The 16,199-nt window shown below is 60.8% G+C and carries 17 protein-coding genes; 14 read left to right on the top strand and 3 right to left on the bottom strand.

All coding sequences use genetic code 11. The annotated features are described in order from the left end of the window. The first annotated feature begins 113 nt into the window (after positions 1–113). From J0909_RS08655 to epsC, 5 genes are all read left to right on the top strand, one after another. The gene (locus J0909_RS08655; protein WP_207262098.1) at positions 114–374 is read left to right on the top strand and encodes a DUF493 domain-containing protein; all 261 of its coding nucleotides are present in this window, start codon (positions 114–116) and stop codon (positions 372–374) included. Between the two features lie 110 nt (positions 375–484). Then, on the top strand, positions 485–1,339 hold the full coding sequence (gene nifU / locus J0909_RS08660) for a Fe-S cluster assembly protein NifU (RefSeq protein WP_207262099.1): 855 nt from the start codon (positions 485–487) through the stop codon (positions 1,337–1,339). A gap of 3 nt (positions 1,340–1,342) precedes the next feature. Then, positions 1,343–2,539, top strand: a complete 1,197-nt coding sequence (nifS, locus tag J0909_RS08665) for a cysteine desulfurase NifS (RefSeq protein WP_207262100.1) — start codon at positions 1,343–1,345, stop codon at positions 2,537–2,539. Positions 2,540–2,541: 2 nt separating this feature from the next. After that, positions 2,542–3,462, top strand: coding sequence for a cysteine synthase A (cysK, locus tag J0909_RS08670; protein ID WP_207262101.1), 921 nt, complete (start codon positions 2,542–2,544; stop codon positions 3,460–3,462). A 10-nt stretch (positions 3,463–3,472) separates the two neighbouring features. Next, positions 3,473–4,393, top strand: a complete 921-nt coding sequence (gene epsC, locus J0909_RS08675; protein ID WP_207262102.1) for a serine O-acetyltransferase EpsC — start codon at positions 3,473–3,475, stop codon at positions 4,391–4,393. A gap of 74 nt (positions 4,394–4,467) precedes the next feature. Here epsC and J0909_RS08680 read toward each other — a convergent pair whose 3' ends face one another. After that, positions 4,468–5,094: a tetratricopeptide repeat protein gene (locus J0909_RS08680; RefSeq protein WP_207262103.1), complete on the bottom strand. Its 627-nt coding sequence runs from the start codon at positions 5,092–5,094 to the stop codon at positions 4,468–4,470. A gap of 210 nt (positions 5,095–5,304) precedes the next feature. Here J0909_RS08680 and ileS point away from each other — a divergent pair, with 210 nt between their 5' ends. The 7 genes from ileS to J0909_RS08715 are packed head-to-tail and all read left to right on the top strand — an operon-like array spanning position 5,305 to position 11,588. Further along, positions 5,305–8,121 (top strand): isoleucine--tRNA ligase, encoded by a 2,817-nt coding sequence (ileS, locus tag J0909_RS08685; protein WP_207262105.1) that lies wholly within the window; start codon positions 5,305–5,307, stop codon positions 8,119–8,121. A 6-nt stretch (positions 8,122–8,127) separates the two neighbouring features. Beyond that, the gene (gene lspA / locus J0909_RS08690) at positions 8,128–8,628 is read left to right on the top strand and encodes a signal peptidase II (RefSeq protein WP_207262106.1); all 501 of its coding nucleotides are present in this window, start codon (positions 8,128–8,130) and stop codon (positions 8,626–8,628) included. Positions 8,629–8,640: 12 nt separating this feature from the next. Then, positions 8,641–8,865, top strand: a complete 225-nt coding sequence (locus tag J0909_RS08695; RefSeq protein WP_207262108.1) for a PLD nuclease N-terminal domain-containing protein — start codon at positions 8,641–8,643, stop codon at positions 8,863–8,865. Next, positions 8,862–9,800 (top strand): tetratricopeptide repeat protein, encoded by a 939-nt coding sequence (locus J0909_RS08700; RefSeq protein WP_207262110.1) that lies wholly within the window; start codon positions 8,862–8,864, stop codon positions 9,798–9,800. The genes J0909_RS08695 and J0909_RS08700 overlap by 4 nt, the downstream gene beginning before the upstream one ends. 51 nt (positions 9,801–9,851) lie before the next feature. After that, the gene (locus J0909_RS08705) at positions 9,852–10,295 is read left to right on the top strand and encodes an NIL domain-containing protein (RefSeq protein ID WP_207262112.1); all 444 of its coding nucleotides are present in this window, start codon (positions 9,852–9,854) and stop codon (positions 10,293–10,295) included. 18 nt (positions 10,296–10,313) lie between these two features. Further along, a complete protein-coding gene (locus tag J0909_RS08710; RefSeq protein ID WP_207262115.1) occupies positions 10,314–10,832 on the top strand; it encodes a PilZ domain-containing protein in 519 nt (172 codons plus the stop codon). Between the two features lie 18 nt (positions 10,833–10,850). Then, positions 10,851–11,588 (top strand): protein phosphatase CheZ, encoded by a 738-nt coding sequence (locus tag J0909_RS08715; RefSeq protein ID WP_207262116.1) that lies wholly within the window; start codon positions 10,851–10,853, stop codon positions 11,586–11,588. Positions 11,589–11,665: 77 nt separating this feature from the next. Here J0909_RS08715 and J0909_RS08720 read toward each other — a convergent pair whose 3' ends face one another. After that, positions 11,666–12,691 (bottom strand): alpha/beta hydrolase family protein, encoded by a 1,026-nt coding sequence (locus J0909_RS08720; protein WP_207262118.1) that lies wholly within the window; start codon positions 12,689–12,691, stop codon positions 11,666–11,668. Positions 12,692–12,759: 68 nt separating this feature from the next. Beyond that, positions 12,760–14,094, bottom strand: a complete 1,335-nt coding sequence (gene mgtE / locus J0909_RS08725) for a magnesium transporter (protein WP_207262120.1) — start codon at positions 14,092–14,094, stop codon at positions 12,760–12,762. 160 nt (positions 14,095–14,254) lie between these two features. Between mgtE and nadC the strand changes: the two genes are divergently transcribed. Both nadC and nadA read left to right on the top strand, forming a co-directional pair. Further along, the gene (gene nadC / locus J0909_RS08730) at positions 14,255–15,124 is read left to right on the top strand and encodes a carboxylating nicotinate-nucleotide diphosphorylase (RefSeq protein WP_207262122.1); all 870 of its coding nucleotides are present in this window, start codon (positions 14,255–14,257) and stop codon (positions 15,122–15,124) included. Positions 15,125–15,135: 11 nt separating this feature from the next. Further along, entirely contained in the window at positions 15,136–16,176 is a 1,041-nt protein-coding gene (nadA, locus tag J0909_RS08735) for a quinolinate synthase NadA (RefSeq protein WP_207262124.1), read from the top strand. The last annotated feature ends 23 nt before the right edge of the window (positions 16,177–16,199 follow it).

Genomic DNA, 16,199 nt, shown 5'->3' on the forward strand with positions numbered 1-16,199 from the left:
AAAAACCATTTTATTGGAATCGTTGGCTCTTTGCGTTATACTTCGGCGCGGTTCGACATGCCGGAAACAGCACTTGCACAGATTGTTTTCCGCTACACAGATAGGAGAATCTTATGTCCGACAAATTGAAACAATTCAAGCAAACCCTTGACGAACACCACCAGTGGCCATGTCCCTATGTCTACAAGTTCATCGTCCCGGCCGAAAGCCTCGACCGATTCAAGCAGGTGTTCGCTGCGGAAAAACTGGAATACCGGCAATCCAGGACCGGGAAATATACCAGTGTGACAATAACTTCGACAATGTGTTCCGCCGACGAGGTCATGGCCGTTTATGAAAAGGCGGCCCAAGTCCCGGGAGTCATGTCCCTTTAATTGACTCTCAAACCTTTACAGCCGCGACGCAGAGACTTACTGTACACAAATGTTATCGTATCACACTTGTTACACCTGTTCATATAAACTCAGCTATTTCCGGAGATAATATGTGGGAATACACCGACAAAGTTAAGGATCATTTCCTGAATCCCCGCAACGCGGGCACCATTGAGGACGCGGACGGGATCGGCGAAGTGGGCTCCCTGGCCTGCGGCGACGCCCTGACCCTATACATCAAGGTCGGCGACGACGGCAGGATCACCGACGCCAAATTCCAGACCTTCGGCTGCGCCAGCGCCATTGCGTCCAGTTCCGCCCTGACCGAGCTGATCATCGGCAAGACCGTGGAGGAAGCGGAAAAAATTACCAACAAGGACATCGCTCAATATCTGGGCGGCCTGCCGCGCGAGAAGATGCACTGCTCCGTCATGGGCCAGGAGGCCCTGGAACAGGCCATCAAGAATATGCGCGGCGAAGCCCCGTCCAAGGCGGAGCATTCCCATGAAGGCGAACTCATCTGCGAATGCTTCGGCGTCTTCGATGAGGAGATTCTCCAGGCCATCAAGGAAAACGATCTCAAGACCGTGGAGGACGTGACCAACTTCACCAAGGCCGGCGGGGGCTGCGGCAAATGCATCCCGGACATCGAACGGCTTCTGGCCGAGGCCCGCGGCGAGGGCGTTTGCCCCGCGCCGTCGGCGGAGCCCGCCTTCCCGGCCCAGGGCATGACCAACATCCAGCGCATGCACCTCATCGAGCGGGTCATCGACGAGGATGTCCGGCCCAAGCTCAAGGCGGACGGCGGCAACATCGAACTGGTGGACATCGACCGCGACATCGTGGTGATCCGCTTCCTGGGCATGTGCTCGGGCTGCCCGTCCAGCCGGGCGACCCTCGAAGGACTGGTGGAAACCGCCCTCAGGGAAAAGGTCGATCCCGGCCTGAAGGTACGGGAGGGGTAAGACATGAAAACCATCTATCTCGACAACAACGCCACCACCCAGGTGGATCCGGCAGTGTTCGAGGCCATGCGGCCTTATTTCACCGAATTGTACGGCAACCCCTCCTCCATGCACCGCTTCGGCGGCCAAGTGGGGGTGACGTTGAAGGAAGCCCGCGCCTCGGTGGCCTCCCTGCTCGGCTGCGAGCCCGAGGAGATCATCTTCACCTCCTGCGGGTCCGAATCCGACAACACGGCCATCCGATCGGCCCTGAACGCCCGGCCCGACCGGCGACACATCATCACCACCGCCGTGGAGCACCCGGCCATCCTGAGCCTGTGCAAATACCTGGAGAAAAAGGACGGTTACGAAGTCACCTACCTTTCCACCGATGAATACGGTCGTCTCGATCTCGAAGAATACAAGGCGGCCATCCGCCCGGACACGGCCATCATTTCGGTCATGTGGGCCAACAACGAGACCGGCAACATCTACCCCATCGAGGAAATGGCGAAGATCGCCAAGGAACACGACGTCATCTTCCACACCGACGCGGTTCAGGCCGTGGGCAAGGTGGACATCGACCTGTCGAAGATTCCGGTGGATATGCTCTCCCTGTCCGGCCATAAGCTGCACGCGCCCAAGGGCGTGGGCGCCCTGTTCGTGCGCAAGCGCCTGCCCTTCCGCCCGTTCCTCATCGGCGGGCACCAGGAGCGCAGCCGCCGCGCGGGCACCGAGAACACCACGGGCATCATCGCCCTGGGCAAGGCCTGCGAGCTGGCCCGTGAACACATGACCGAGGAAAACACCGAAGTGAAGCGGCTGCGCGACAAGTTGGAAAACGGCCTGCTCGCGTCCGTGCCGGACACCAAGCTCAACGGCGATCCGGAACACCGCCTGCCCAACACCACGAACATCTCCTTCGGCTACGTCGAGGGCGAAGCCATCCTGCTGATGATAGATCAGGTGGGCATCGCGGCCAGCTCCGGCTCGGCCTGCACTTCGGGCAGCCTTGAGCCGTCCCACGTGCTCCTGTCCATGGGCGTACCCTTCACCTTTGCCCACGGATCCATCCGATTCTCCCTGAGCCGGTTCAACACCGAGGAGGAGATCGACTTCGTGCTTGAGACCCTGCCGCCCATCATCGAAAACCTGCGCAAGCTCTCGCCGTTTTCGGCGGAAAAGCAGGCCCCGGCCTGCACCAAAAGCTTTACGGAGTAGCCATGAAGATCGCCGACAACATGACGGACCTCATCGGGCGCACCCCCTTGGTCCGCCTGAACCGGCTGACCGCCGGGCTCAAAGCCGAGGTGGTCGCCAAACTGGAATTCAACAACCCGTGCGGCTCGGTCAAGGACCGCATCGCCTGGAACATGGTCGAGACCGCCCTCAGGGACGGGACCATCGACGAAAACACGGTCCTGGTGGAGCCCACCTCCGGCAATACCGGCATCGGCCTGGCCTTCGTCTGCGCCGTCAAGGGGCTCAAGCTCATCCTGACCATGCCCGAATCCATGTCCATGGAGCGGCGCAAACTGCTCGGCGGCCTGGGCGCGGAACTGATCCTGACCCCGGCCGACGAAGGCATGAAGGGGGCCATCGAGCGGGCGCGGCGGATCGTCGAGGAGACGGACAACGCCTTCATGCCCATGCAGTTCGACAACCCGGCCAATCCCGAGGCCCACCGCCGGACCACGGGGCTGGAAATCTGGGAGGACACCGACGGCGAAGTGGACCTGTTCGTGGCCGGTGTGGGCACCGGCGGCACCTTGACCGGCGTGGCCGAAGTCCTCAAGGACAGGAAGCCCGGGGTCAAGGCCGTGGCCGTGGAACCCGACGCTTCCCCGGTCCTGTCCGGTGGCCAGCCCGGTCCCCACGCCATTCAGGGCATTGGCGCGGGCTTCGTGCCCAAAGCTCTGAACACGGAGATCATCGACGAGGTCGTCCGCATCACCAACGACGACGCCGTGGAGACCGCCAAGCGGCTCATGCGCGAGGAAGGCATCCTCTGCGGCATCTCGTCCGGGGCCAACTGCGCGGCGGCTCTCAAACTGGCCCGCCGCAAGGAAAACGCGGGCAAGATGATCGTGTTCATCGTCTGCGACACCGGTGAACGGTACCTGAGCACTCCACTCTTCAGCTAAAGGAGATTCCATGACCAGTGAAGACTACACGTTGGCGGATGTGGTCGCGCTCCTCGTGGAGTCCGGAGACAAAGGCCCTCGTTCGCACCGCAAGGCCAGCGAGGCGCCCATGCCCTCGGTGGAAATCCTGCGCGGGATCGTCGAGGACCTGCGTTGCGTCCTCTTCCCCGGCTATTTCGGCCCGTCCGAGATCACCCCGGACACCATGCCCTATTACATAGGCTCCACCCTGGACCAACTGGAACGCAAGCTCGCGGACCAGATCAACCGGGGCTATTGCTTCGTCTGCGACGCCACCACCACGGATCGGTGCAGCGACTGCGAGAAACGGGCCAAGGGCATCGCCAAGCGATTCATCACCAAGTTGCCCAAAATCCGGGAATACCTCCTGTCCGACGTGGAAGCGGCCTACGTGGGCGATCCCGCGGCCAAGACCCACGGGGAGACCATCTTCTGCTACCCCTCCATTCGGGCCCTGACCAACCACCGTATCGCCCACGAGCTGTACAAGCTCGGCGTGGACATCATCCCCCGGATCATCGGCGAGATGGCCCACTCGGACACGGGCATCGACATCCACCCGGGCGCGACCATCGGCAAGTCCTTCTTCATCGACCACGGCACCGGCACGGTCATTGGCGAGACCTGTATCATCGGCGACAACGTACGCGTGTACCAAGGCGTGACCCTGGGGGCCAAGAGCTTCCCCAAGGGCGATGACGAAATGCTCATCAAGGGCCTGCCTCGTCATCCCATCGTGGAGGACGACGTGATCATCTACGCCGGGGCGACCATCCTCGGACGCATCACCATCGGCCGGGAAGCGGTCGTCGGCGGCAACGTCTGGATCGTCCGCGACGTCCCGGCCGGGGCGCGAATCGTCCAGACCCGGGCCCTGGAACAATCCTTTGAGCACGGTTCCGGTATCTAATTTAAATAGAAAAAAACAAATAAAAAAGGAGGCATGGACATCCACGCCTCCTTTTTATTAATGTTTGACTTTAACTATTTCTCTAGTTCCCCGACCATGACCGCCACACTCTGCCCGGTGGGTGATTTGGCTTCCGGATTAATGGCCAGAACCTCTTTCCAGACCTTCGCGGCCGAAACCGGATCGTTCAGATCGTGGAGGTAGACGATGCCCATGTTGAACCGCGAAGTGATGTGCTTCGGGTCCAAGGCAGCGGCATGGCCCAATGCATCCACCGCCTTCCGGAATTGTTTGGTCCGCCGGTACATGACCCCCAGGTCGGACCAGACGTTGACCTCGGTGGGCCGCAGTTCCAGGGCGCGTTCATAGGCATTGACCGCCCGTGCGGGCAGGTTGTGGTCAAAACAAAAATTGCCCAGTTGAATCCACAGATCCGCATTGGTCGGATCAGCGGCGGCCCCGTTCTCCAAACTGGCCAGTGCTTCGGGATCGGCCGTATGCGGCACGGGCGACTCGGTGGGCACGGCCTGAGCGGACACGTTCATCCGCTGCTCCCGCTGCCCGACATAGAGCATGGTCACGGCATTGCCGATGAAGGCCCCGAGCAGTACGCCCAGGATCACCAGCATGATCGCCGAACTCCTTTTGACATACCCGTCCCGGGATTCGGCGGCATCGCCTTCTCGTTTGTTCACTCCCATCATATCTCCTGAGTCTTTTTTTCTCGTGGCGGACCTTGTCGTCCACTTGTAACAAAAACACGTTTCGCAAGCCGTGTAAACATTGTGCAAGTCCCCGCCCGGCCCGTGCAATGCTTGACTTCCGGTCCGGCTTATACCAATCTACGCCGTCTCACCAAAACGGCCACTATGCTCTAAAGAAATATACGGTTCCCGGAGGACTTGAAACCCATGAGCGACTACAAGAAAACTTTGCTCCTGCCCCAGACCACCTTCCCCATGAAGGCAAACCTCAAGCAGCGCGAGCCTGAAATGCTCAAGTTCTGGGAGGAAATCAAGGCCTACGATGAAATGGTCGCCGCCGGAGACGCCGACGACCGTTACGTGTTGCACGACGGCCCCCCCTATGCCAACGGCCATATTCACATGGGCACGGCCCTGAACAAGGTCCTCAAGGACATTATCGTCAAGTCCCGGAACATCCAGGGCCAGAAATCCGAATACGTGCCCGGCTGGGATTGCCACGGCCTGCCCATCGAACACAAGGTCGAGCAGGAACTGAAGAAGAAGAACAAAGAACTCGACACCCTGACCATTCGCAAGATCTGCCGCTCCTACGCCTCCAAGTGGCTGGACACCCAGCGCAAGGAATTCAAACGGTTGGGCGTGTTCGGCGTCTGGGACGATCCGTACATGACCATGAAGCCCGAATACGAGGCGGCCACCGCCCGGGAACTGGGCCGGTTCATGGAGCGCGGCGGCGTGGTCCGGGGCAAGAAGCCCATCTACTGGTGCTGCGACTGTCATACCGCCCTGGCCGAGGCCGAGGTGGAATACGAGGACCACACCTCCCCGTCCATCTACGTCCGCTTCCCCATGGCCGACGAGAATTTCAAGAAGGTCGCCGACATCGACGTCACCCGGCTGTACATCCTCATCTGGACCACCACCCCGTGGACCATCCCGGACAACATGGCCGTGGCCGTACACCCGGACTTCGACTACGTGCTGGTCGAAACGGGCGGCGACTACTATGTCTTGGCCGAGGCCCTGCTCGAATCCTGCGCAGCCAAATTCGGCTGGGAAACCTATGAGACCCTGGCCAATTTCCGCGGTGCCGATATCGAGGGCATGAAGGCCAAGCACCCCATCTACGACCGCGAATCCGCGGTGGTCCTGGCGGACTACGTCACCCTGGACACCGGCACCGGCTGCGTCCACACCGCACCGGGGCACGGCCGCGAGGACTTCGAGACCGGCCTGCGGTACGGCCTGGAAATCTATTCGCCCATGAACAATCGCGGTGAATTTCTGAAGGAAGTCGAATTTTTCGCCGGGTTGAACGTTTGGGAGGCCAACCCCAAGGTCATCGAGAAACTGACCGAGTTGGGCAACCTGATGGCCTCGGAAAAAATCACCCACTCCTACCCGCACTGTTGGCGCTGCAAGGAGCCGGTCATCTTCCGGGCCACCACCCAATGGTTCATCGGCATGGACGAGAACGACCTGCGCAAGCGCGCGCTCAAAGCCATCCGCAATGACGTGGAGTGGATCCCCTCCTGGGGCGAAGAACGCATCTACAGCATGGTCGAGAATCGGCCCGACTGGTGCATCTCCCGCCAACGCAACTGGGGCGTGCCCATCTCCGCGCTGATCTGCGAGGATTGCGACGAAACCTGGTTCGACGCCCAGTGGGTCTACGACCTCTGCGACAAGTACGCCAAGCACGAGACCGGCTGCGACTACTGGTTCGAGGCCCCGCTTGAAGAGATCGTGCCCAAGGGACTGACCTGCCCCAAATGCGGCGGGACCCACTGGCGGCGCGAGACCGACATCCTGGACGTGTGGTTCGACTCCGGCACCAGCTACGCCGCCGTGGTCGAGCAACGCAAGGAAACCCGCTTCCCGGCCGACCTGTACCTGGAGGGTTCGGACCAGCATCGCGGCTGGTTCCATTCCTCCCTGCTGGCCTCGGTGGGCACCCGTGACGTGCCGCCCTACAAGGCCGTGCTGACCCACGGCTACGTGGTTGACGCCGAGGGCCGCAAGATGTCCAAATCCATCGGCAACGTCCTCGCGCCCCAGGAAATCATCGACAAATTCGGCGCGGAAATCCTGCGCATGTGGGTCTCGGCCTCCAACTATCAGGAAGATATCCGCATCTCGGACGAGACCCTGAACCGCCTGGTGGACGCTTACCGCCGCATCCGCAACACTTGCCGCTATCTGCTGTCCAACCTGAGCGACTTCGACCCGGCCCACAAGGTGGATCCCGCCGACATGCTCCTCCTGGACCGTTACGCGCTCGACATGGTCGTGCGCCAGCACGATACCATCCGCACGGCATACCGCCGGTTCGAATTCCACAAGGTCTACCACACCCTGCACAATCTCTGCGTGGTCGATCTGTCCGCCTTCTACCTCGACATCATCAAGGACCGCCTTTACGTGGAGGAGCGGGACGGCCTCAAGCGCCGTTCGGCCCAAACCGTGCTCTGGCAGGTTCTGCTGATGCTTCTTGAGGATATGGCCCCAGTCCTGTCCTTCACCGCCGAGGAGGCCTTCCAAGACCTGCCCGAGGCCATCAAAAACGCCCTGCCCCAGAGCAAAACGGTCTTCGCCCTGCGATTCCAGCCCGAGCGGCCAGGACTCTCCGCCGACAAGCGCGCCCGATGGGAAAAGCTGGCCCTGATCCGGTCCGAGGTCAACAAGGCCATCGAGCCCAAGCGCAAAGACCGCGTCATTGGCAAGTCCCTGGACGCCCAGGTGACTCTCTACGCCGATGACGAGATCCGCCAGTTGGTCTCCACCGAAGCCATCGACCCGCGCGAGTTCTTCATCATCTCCAAGCTGGTCCTGGACAAGCCGGAGAATGCCCCGGCCGACGCCTATGTGGCCGAGGATATCGAGAATCTCAAGGTGGCCGTGGCCGCCGCACCGGGCGAAAAGTGCGAACGGTGCTGGCGCATCGCCGAGGACCTGGGCACAGACCCGGCCTATCCCGACGCCTGCCCGCGCTGCACGGCGGTCCTGAAGAAACTGGGTTAGAGGCCCATGAACCGATACAAGTTGGCAGGAGCCTGGGCGGCGGGCACCGTGGCGCTCGATCAAATCACGAAGCTCCTGGTGCACAACCTGATGCAGCCGTGGACCGGCCGGGAGATCATCCCCGGCCTGTTCAATCTGGTTCACGTCCTGAACAAGGGCGCGGCCTGGGGCTTTCTGGACGACGAGAACATCGATTGGCAGCGTCCCTTGTTCATCCTCATCTCCGTGGCCGCCGTGCTGATCATCGCCTATATGGTCAGACTGACCAGGGACGGGGACCGCTGGATGCTCTCCGGCCTGGGCATGATCGCGGGGGGAGCCGTTGGCAATGCCATCGACCGGATCTGGCTCGGCTCGGTCATCGACTTCCTGGACTTTTACGCGGGCAGCTACCACTGGCCCGCCTTCAACGTAGCCGACAGCGCCCTGACCGTGGGCGCGGGCTGCATCATCGTATCCACGCTGCTCAACCGCGGGAATGCCCGGAAGACATCCCGCCTTTCCTAAGGAGAACGCACCATGTTCGCAGACTTCTCGGCCCTGACCCCGACCCAGTGGGCCATCGTGCTGATCGCCGTCGGCGCCTGTTTCGCCTTCAGCGCCTGGTCCATCCTGGACGTCTGGAAGCGAAGCTTCGAATCCCCGACGGAAAAAAGCCTGTGGATGCAGATCTGCATTTTTATTCCCATTCTCGGCGCTCTGACGTATCTTTTCCTCGGCAGAAAAAGAGGGAGCTTGCAATGAAGATAAAAAAAGCCAGTATTTTCACAATTCTTCTGATTCTCCTAAGCCTGTCCGCCCTGGCCGGTTGCGCCAGCCGGACCGATGTGGAGGCCATGCAGTCCGACCGGCAGCAGGACCTCAACCGCATTCGTCAGCTTGAGGCCGAACTGGCCGAATCCAAGCAACAGCTCAAGGCGGAGATCGAAAAATCCAACGATCCTCTGCGTGAAAAATCCGCTGACATGTGGGCCGAAATCCAGTCCCTGCGCACCGAACTCGCCAAAATGCGCGGCGAGGTGGACAATCTGAACATCCGCATGGACCGCCAGGTGGGCGGAACCGACTCCGCCGTGACCGTGGACGCCCTGGCCAAACGGTTGTCCGAAGTGGAGTTCGCCATGGAAAATGAACTTCAAGTGGATCTGCCCAAAATCCGCACGGAGCGCGACGCCGCCACGGCCGCCGCAACCTCGGCAACCGCAACGGCGTCGGCCACGGCCCCGGCCGATGCGCCGGAAGATGCGGCCGCCGCCCAGACCGCCGGGACCACCCAGGCCGCGCCCCAGGCGCAGGCGGACACCGATCCGGCCAAGGCTCTCTACGACAAGGCCTACGCGTTGTACAAGGAAGGCAACTTTGAACGCGCCCGCTCCTACTGGGCCGAGTTCACCGACACGTTCAAGGGCCACGCCTTCACGCCCAGCGCGGTCTTCTGGCAGGGCCAGTGCTATTACATGCTCAAAGACTACGCCCGGGCCGTCATCCTCTATGAGGACGTCATCGAAAAGTACCAGAAGAGCTCAAAGTACAAGGCCGCCCTGCTGCGCTCCGGCTATTCCTGGGAACATCTGGGCAAACCCGAGCTGGCCAAGATGCGTTTTACGGAAATCATCAAGAAATTCCCCAAGTCCGTAGAGGCTACCCAGGCCAAACGGTCTCTGGATAAAATGAAATAATTGCGGCCGTCGCGCCGAACGTGCCATACAAAGGGCACTCAGGACAGTCCCATGCAAGAAGTCAAAAATGGTCTCAGGAAAATCGTCTATCTCTCCTTCCCCCCGGAGGTCTCCGGCAGGCCCGTGGTCTGCAACCTGCTGCGCAAGTTCGACCTGAGCTTCAACATCCTCAAGGCGGACATCTCCCCGCGTCACGAAGGAACCATGACCCTCGAAGTCTCGGGCCGGGAGGGCGAGTTTCACAAGGGCATCGGCTACCTCAAGGAAAACGGCGTGCGCATCACCCCTGTGGCGCACAAGATATTCCGCGACGAGGACACCTGCATCCACTGCGGAGTCTGCACGGCCATGTGTCCCACCGACGCCCTGACCCTGAACCGCGAGACCCTCAAAATCGTTTTCGACGTGGACAGATGTTCGGCCTGCGGCATGTGCACCCGCGTCTGTCCGGTCAAGTGTATGACGCTCGACCTGGACGAAAACGGCAGGCCCTAAAAACCCCAAGGGGGTCCCATGAGTGAAGAGAAACGCTCCTTCTCGCGCATACAGGTCCGGCTCAAGGCCCAGGCCCGCGTCATGCATTCCCTGGACTCGCCTCAGCTTTTCACCGGCGACGCCATGCCTCAGCCGGTCACCCGCGAGGACTTCCTCAATAAGAGCAAGCTCCCCGAGGAAGTGACCGGTTTTCTGGCGGAAATGGACCGCAAACTCGATCAGATCATCTCCATGCTCGGGCAGGACTCGGTCCGGACAGATTTTTCCATCCCCGTGGAGGTCATGGAGATCTCCGCCGCCGGCGTAAAATTCCGTTCCTCGGATCATTTCCAACCGGGCGACCCGCTTGAGCTGATCATCTATCTCAGCCAAGCCCCCCTGCGCCTGGCCGGCAGCAAGGGACGCATCCTGGATCAGGAACCCGACACCGGCCTGTACCGTTTCGAATTCGTGGATCTGCGCGGATCGGACATGGAGGCCATCGTACAGTTCGTTTTCAAGGAACAGCGCGAACAAATTCGCAATTCAAAAATGTAGTCTTCCCGGAGTATGTGCATGACCAGCAATGAAGAATTGGTTAGGGAACTGATGGACAAGGTCTCCGACGAGCTCGTGGGCACCCTCAAGGGCACCATCGCGGCCGCCGTAGAAAAGGAGATCGCCAGGAACCTGTCCAAGGCGTTGCTGGAAGGCGAATTCTACCGCAGGGTCAACGAAGATCTCCAGGGAGGTCTCAAGAAGATCTACCAGGAAGTCAAATTGGCTCGTGGCGGAACCGAGATCAAGTGCATCACCTCCGACATCGACCCCGAGGAGCTTTTCTCCGAAACTTCGGACCAACTGGACGCCGTGCTCAAGACCACGGAAAAAGCCGCCGTGGAGATCATCGACATCGTCGAAAAACTCCAGGACCTCCAGGGGTCCGTGGCCACCATCGTCAAAGGATTCGAATCCGGCGGCGTGACCCGCACGGATCGTGAAAAGCTCAAGGAGATCAACAACACGCTCGGCACGGACCTGTCCAACATCATGGTTTCCCTGAGCTTCCAGGATTTGACCGGACAGCGCATAAAGCGGATCATCAACTCCATCCGCCAGATCGAGCAAATCGTCCGCGAGGTCATGCTTTCCACCGGCCTGATGATCCGCCAGCGCGAGGCCGAACCGGAAAAAGATTTCGAGGCCCTGTCCAAAGAGGCCCGCACCCAGGCCACGTCCAAGCTCCAGGGACCTTCCGAGGGGACCAATCAGAACGACGTGGACGACCTGCTCGCCTCTCTCGGCCTGGATTAGGCCCGCCGAATCGTCAACAGAAAAGGCCGCTCCGGATATCCGGAGCGGCCTTTTTCGCGTTTCAGCCTGCCCTGCCGCTATCTGGCCGAAGGCAAGGACCTGTCGAGAAACACCGCAATGGCCTTGTTCATCCGCTCGTGAAACCGAGCCCGATCAAAGCCTTCGGGATCACTGGCTGGTGCGCCAACCGCCGCCTTCCGGTCCTCGGGGAACGGGGCGATAAAGGAAAAATGCCCTGCGTCCGGGACGACGACGAACTGTGGGGGGGACGGCAGGTTCTCCCTGATGAACTCAGCATTATATGGATGCCGCAGGACATCGTCCTTCCCGGCCTGAAAGAGCAACACCGGCACCGAGACTCCGGAAAGCGAGCCCGCGCCGTTAAAGATCACCCCCTGGGGGGCCAACAGGACCACGGCTCGCACTCTGGTATCCCGCAGGTTGTCAATTTCTGCGCCGCCCTGCCCGCCCCGCAGCTGTGACGGGGCACCCTCTCCAGGGCCGCAGAAGGCCACATCCTCGCTGTGCTCCGCACAGTACCGCCCGATGGCTCCGAGGTCGGGGATGCCTCCGGCCAACGCCAGGGCCGTATACCCGCCGGCGGAATGGCCGATGACCCCGATCCGGTTTGCATCGATGAAAGCGGCATACTCCGACTGATTCAGCAGCCAGTCCAGCACGGCGGAAACATGATGCGGCCGATTGATCCAATTGGCCCGGCTCCGCCCATCCGCATCATCCTTGTAGTTGTTCCTCGGATGCAAGAGAGAGACGACCACACATCCGCGTTCGGCCAGGTACATTGCCGTATCCCGATGGGCCATGTGGCTGCCGCCGAAACCGTGGGAGATGACAACCAGGAGATGTTTGCCCGGAATAATCCGGGAGTCCTTGGCCACTCGCAGCCGGAAAGGTCCTAACATGATTTCGGAGGCCTTTTCGTCGGTCGGATACCAGATCAGCCCGAGAATATCACTGTCCGTTGGAGCGTAGGGCACCGAGAACCGGCTCACCCCGACGGAATACTCAGGCCCGGTTTCCTGGGCCTGTGCCACGCCGACGAAGAACAAGGGGATGACCAAAATCCAGACGAGCCTGTGCACGCCAACCTCCCGGGATGAAGCGAACGAAAAAAATACCCCGCACCGGCTTGCCGGTACGGGGTTTGTTGTCAGTGAAGCAAGACTAGCCCGGCCAAGCCGAGGAGGACCAGGAAGCCCATGGAGTCCGTGATGGTCGTCAGGAAGATGCTCGACGCCTGGGCCGGATCGCGCCCCATCTCCTTGAGCACCAACGGGATGGACCCGCCGGCCAATGCTCCAAGGAGCATGTCCACCCACAAAGCGGCGCCCATGACCGAGGCCAGCAAAAACTTGTGTGTGGTCAGCAAAACCACGCAGAAGACCAGGATCGAGATGATCATCCCGTTCATGAATCCGATGCGCAGCTCGCGAAGCACGGCCAGCCAGGCGCGCTTGCGGTCGAAACGCTCCATGGCCAATTGACGGATCATGACCGCCAGGGCCTGCTGACCGGTATTGCCCGCCTGATTGGCGACCACGGGCATAAGCACGGCCAGCACCGCCATCTGGGTGATATTGCCTTCGAAAAGATGAACCACCCAGGCCGAGATGGCCGAAAAAATGACGTTGAGAATCAGCCAGGGCAGACGCATGCGCACGGAATATAGCCACGGGGAGTCCGTGGTCTCGTCCGCACCCGCGCCGACCATGGCCTGCATGTCCTCGCTGGCTTCTTCGTGAATGATGTCGATGACGTCATCGACCGTGACCACGCCGAGCAGCCGGTTGCCGAAATCGACCACGGGCAGGGCCAGAAAATTGTAGTGGGCGATGAGGTGGGCCACCTCTTCCTTGTCCACATTATAGCCCACGGTGATGAGGTTCTGGGTCTTGACCAGATCCTTCAGCGGGACGCCGCGCTTGGCCAACAGCAGGTCGCGCAAAGAAAGAACGCCCACCAGGCGGTCCTTCTTGTCCACCAGGTAGGCGTAGTACGGGATCTCCTTATCCTCGACCTCCTCGCGGATTTTGACCACGGCTTCGTCGGCATTCAGATCCTGGTCGAGAATGACCACCTCGGTGTTCATGACACCGCCTGCGGTATCCGGATCGAAGGTCAGCAGGGTCTTGAGTTCCGCGCGATCCTCGGCGGGGACGCGGCTGAGCAGGGCGTTCTGCAGATCATCGCTCAAGCCGTCCAGAAGGTCGGTGGCATCGTCCGGAGCCATCTCCTCGACGATGCGGGCGGCCAGGCCGCGGTTCAGGCTGCTGATGAGCGCTTTCTGGTCGAGGTCATCCATCTCCGCGATGGATTCGGCCGCATCCTTGATGGGCAGTTGCTTGATGAACTTGACCTGATCGGCAATATCCAGCCCTTCGATCGTCTCGGCGGCATCCGCAGGATGCTGCGATTCGAAGTCCACGGCCGCCACGCCGTCCAGTTCCTCCTCGGTCCGAGGGGTGTATTCCTCTTTCACGCTCATGCGCTGGATACCTAGCTCAAATCGAGCCTCAGGTCAAAGAAATCGGACTTCGACACCGTGATATTAATGTGAAATATTTCATCAACCAGTGCCCCTCTTGACGAAAGAACCCGCGCGCCTTACTTGCCAAGATCACCCTGCAACTATTATGGAAGAAACCATGCCTACCAACCTTTTCGACGATTTTTTCCAGGCCGAAGCCAGGATGTTCCTCCTGGCCACCATCCGCATAGCCCTGGCCGAGGACGGCTCGGACCTGACCAGCCAGGGACTGTTCACCGAATCCGACATGGCCCAGGCCATGATCGTGGCCAAACAGCAAACCGTGGTCGCCGGACTGCCGATCATCCCGCTCGTGCTTGAATTCGGCGGCCAGGAATGCCAGGTGCACCTCAACGTGGACGACGGCGAAACCGTGTCCGAGGGGACCATGGTCGCGGCCATCCAGGGTCCGGCCATCCAACTCCTCAAGGCCGAACGGGTCATGCTGAACTTCCTCTGCCACCTGTCCGGCATCGCCAATCTGACCGCGCAGTACGCGGCCGCCCTCAAGGGCACCAAGACGACCCTGCTCGACACGCGCAAGACACTGCCCGGACTGCGTTTTCCAGAGAAATATGCGGTTCTGGCCGGAGGCGGCAAGAATCATCGTCTGACCCTGTCCGAAATGCTCATGCTCAAGGACAACCACATCGACCGGGCCGGATCCATCACCGAGGCCGTGCGCCAGCTTCAGACCGTCCACTCGCCCTGCCCGCCCATAGAGGTGGAATGCAGGACGCTGGAGGACGTGGAAGAGACCAGTAAACTGAACGTCAAACGGATCATGCTCGACAATATGGACGCCGAGACCGCCAAACGCGCGCTGGCCATGATCCCCGACGCCATCGAGACGGAAATCAGCGGCAACGTCTCCCTGGAAACCATCCGCGACATCGCCGAACTCGGACCGGACTTCATCTCCGTGGGCAAACTGACCCACTCCGCGCCCAGCTCCGACTTCAGCATGCAATTCATGCCGTTGCGCTAAAGAGGAACACTGTGGAAAACGCCAAGGAAATCATTTCCCGCATCAAAGACGAACGAGGCGACTCCCTGGCCATTCTCGGCCACCACTACCAGTCCGACGAGGTCATCGCCTGCACGGATATCCGTGGCGACTCCCTGGAGCTGGCCCGCAAGATCAACGGTCTGAGCGCCGAACACGTGGTCTTCTGCGGCGTCTTCTTCATGGCCGAATCCGCAGCCATCCTCGCCCGTCCCGGCCAGAAGATCCACATTCCGGACAGCACCGCCACCTGCCCCATGGCCGACATGGCCGAAGCGGACCGCGTGCGCAGGACCCTGGCCATCCTCGAAGAAAGCGGGCGCAAAATCGTGCCCCTGACCTACGTCAATTCCTCGGCGGCCGTGAAGGGCGTGGTCGGCGGCCACGGCGGCTCCGTCTGCACTTCGGCCAACGCCAAGATCATGCTCGAATGGGCCCTGAACCAGGGCGATGCCGTATTGTTCCTGCCCGACCAGCACCTGGGCAACAACACCGGCGACGTACTCGGCATTTCCGAGGAGCAGCGCCTCCTCCTGCCCAGGGACGTCATCCACGGCGATCCCGCCCTGGCCGTCGCCTCCGAGGACACCGAAGGCAAGAAACTCATTCTCTGGCCCGGCTACTGTCCGGTCCACGCGCAATTCCCCCTGGATGCCGTGCGAAAAATCCGCGAAACGGAACCCGAGGCCAGGATCGTGGTCCATCCCGAGTGCGATCCGGCCATCGTCCGGGCCGTGGACGGCAATGGATCCACCACTTTCCTGATCAAATACGCCGAAGAGGCTCCCGAGGGGTCCACGGTGTACATCGGGACCGAGGAAAATCTGGTCAGGCGCCTGGCCGCCAAGTACGCGGGCTGCAAGACCATCCGGCCGCTGCATACCGCCCTATGTGAAGACATGGGCAAGACCACGCTCGACAATCTGGCGCATACCCTGCAAACCCTCGACACAGCCGTGCCCGTCACCGTAAGCAATGCCGTAAAGGAACCCGCCAAGCAGGCTCTGGACCGCATGCTTGCCGTTTGCTCCTAAGCGGACATGGTGCTACACCTTTG

The organism is Desulfovibrio sp. Huiquan2017 (assembly GCF_017351175.1).
GTDB lineage: Bacteria > Desulfobacterota > Desulfovibrionia > Desulfovibrionales > Desulfovibrionaceae > Pseudodesulfovibrio.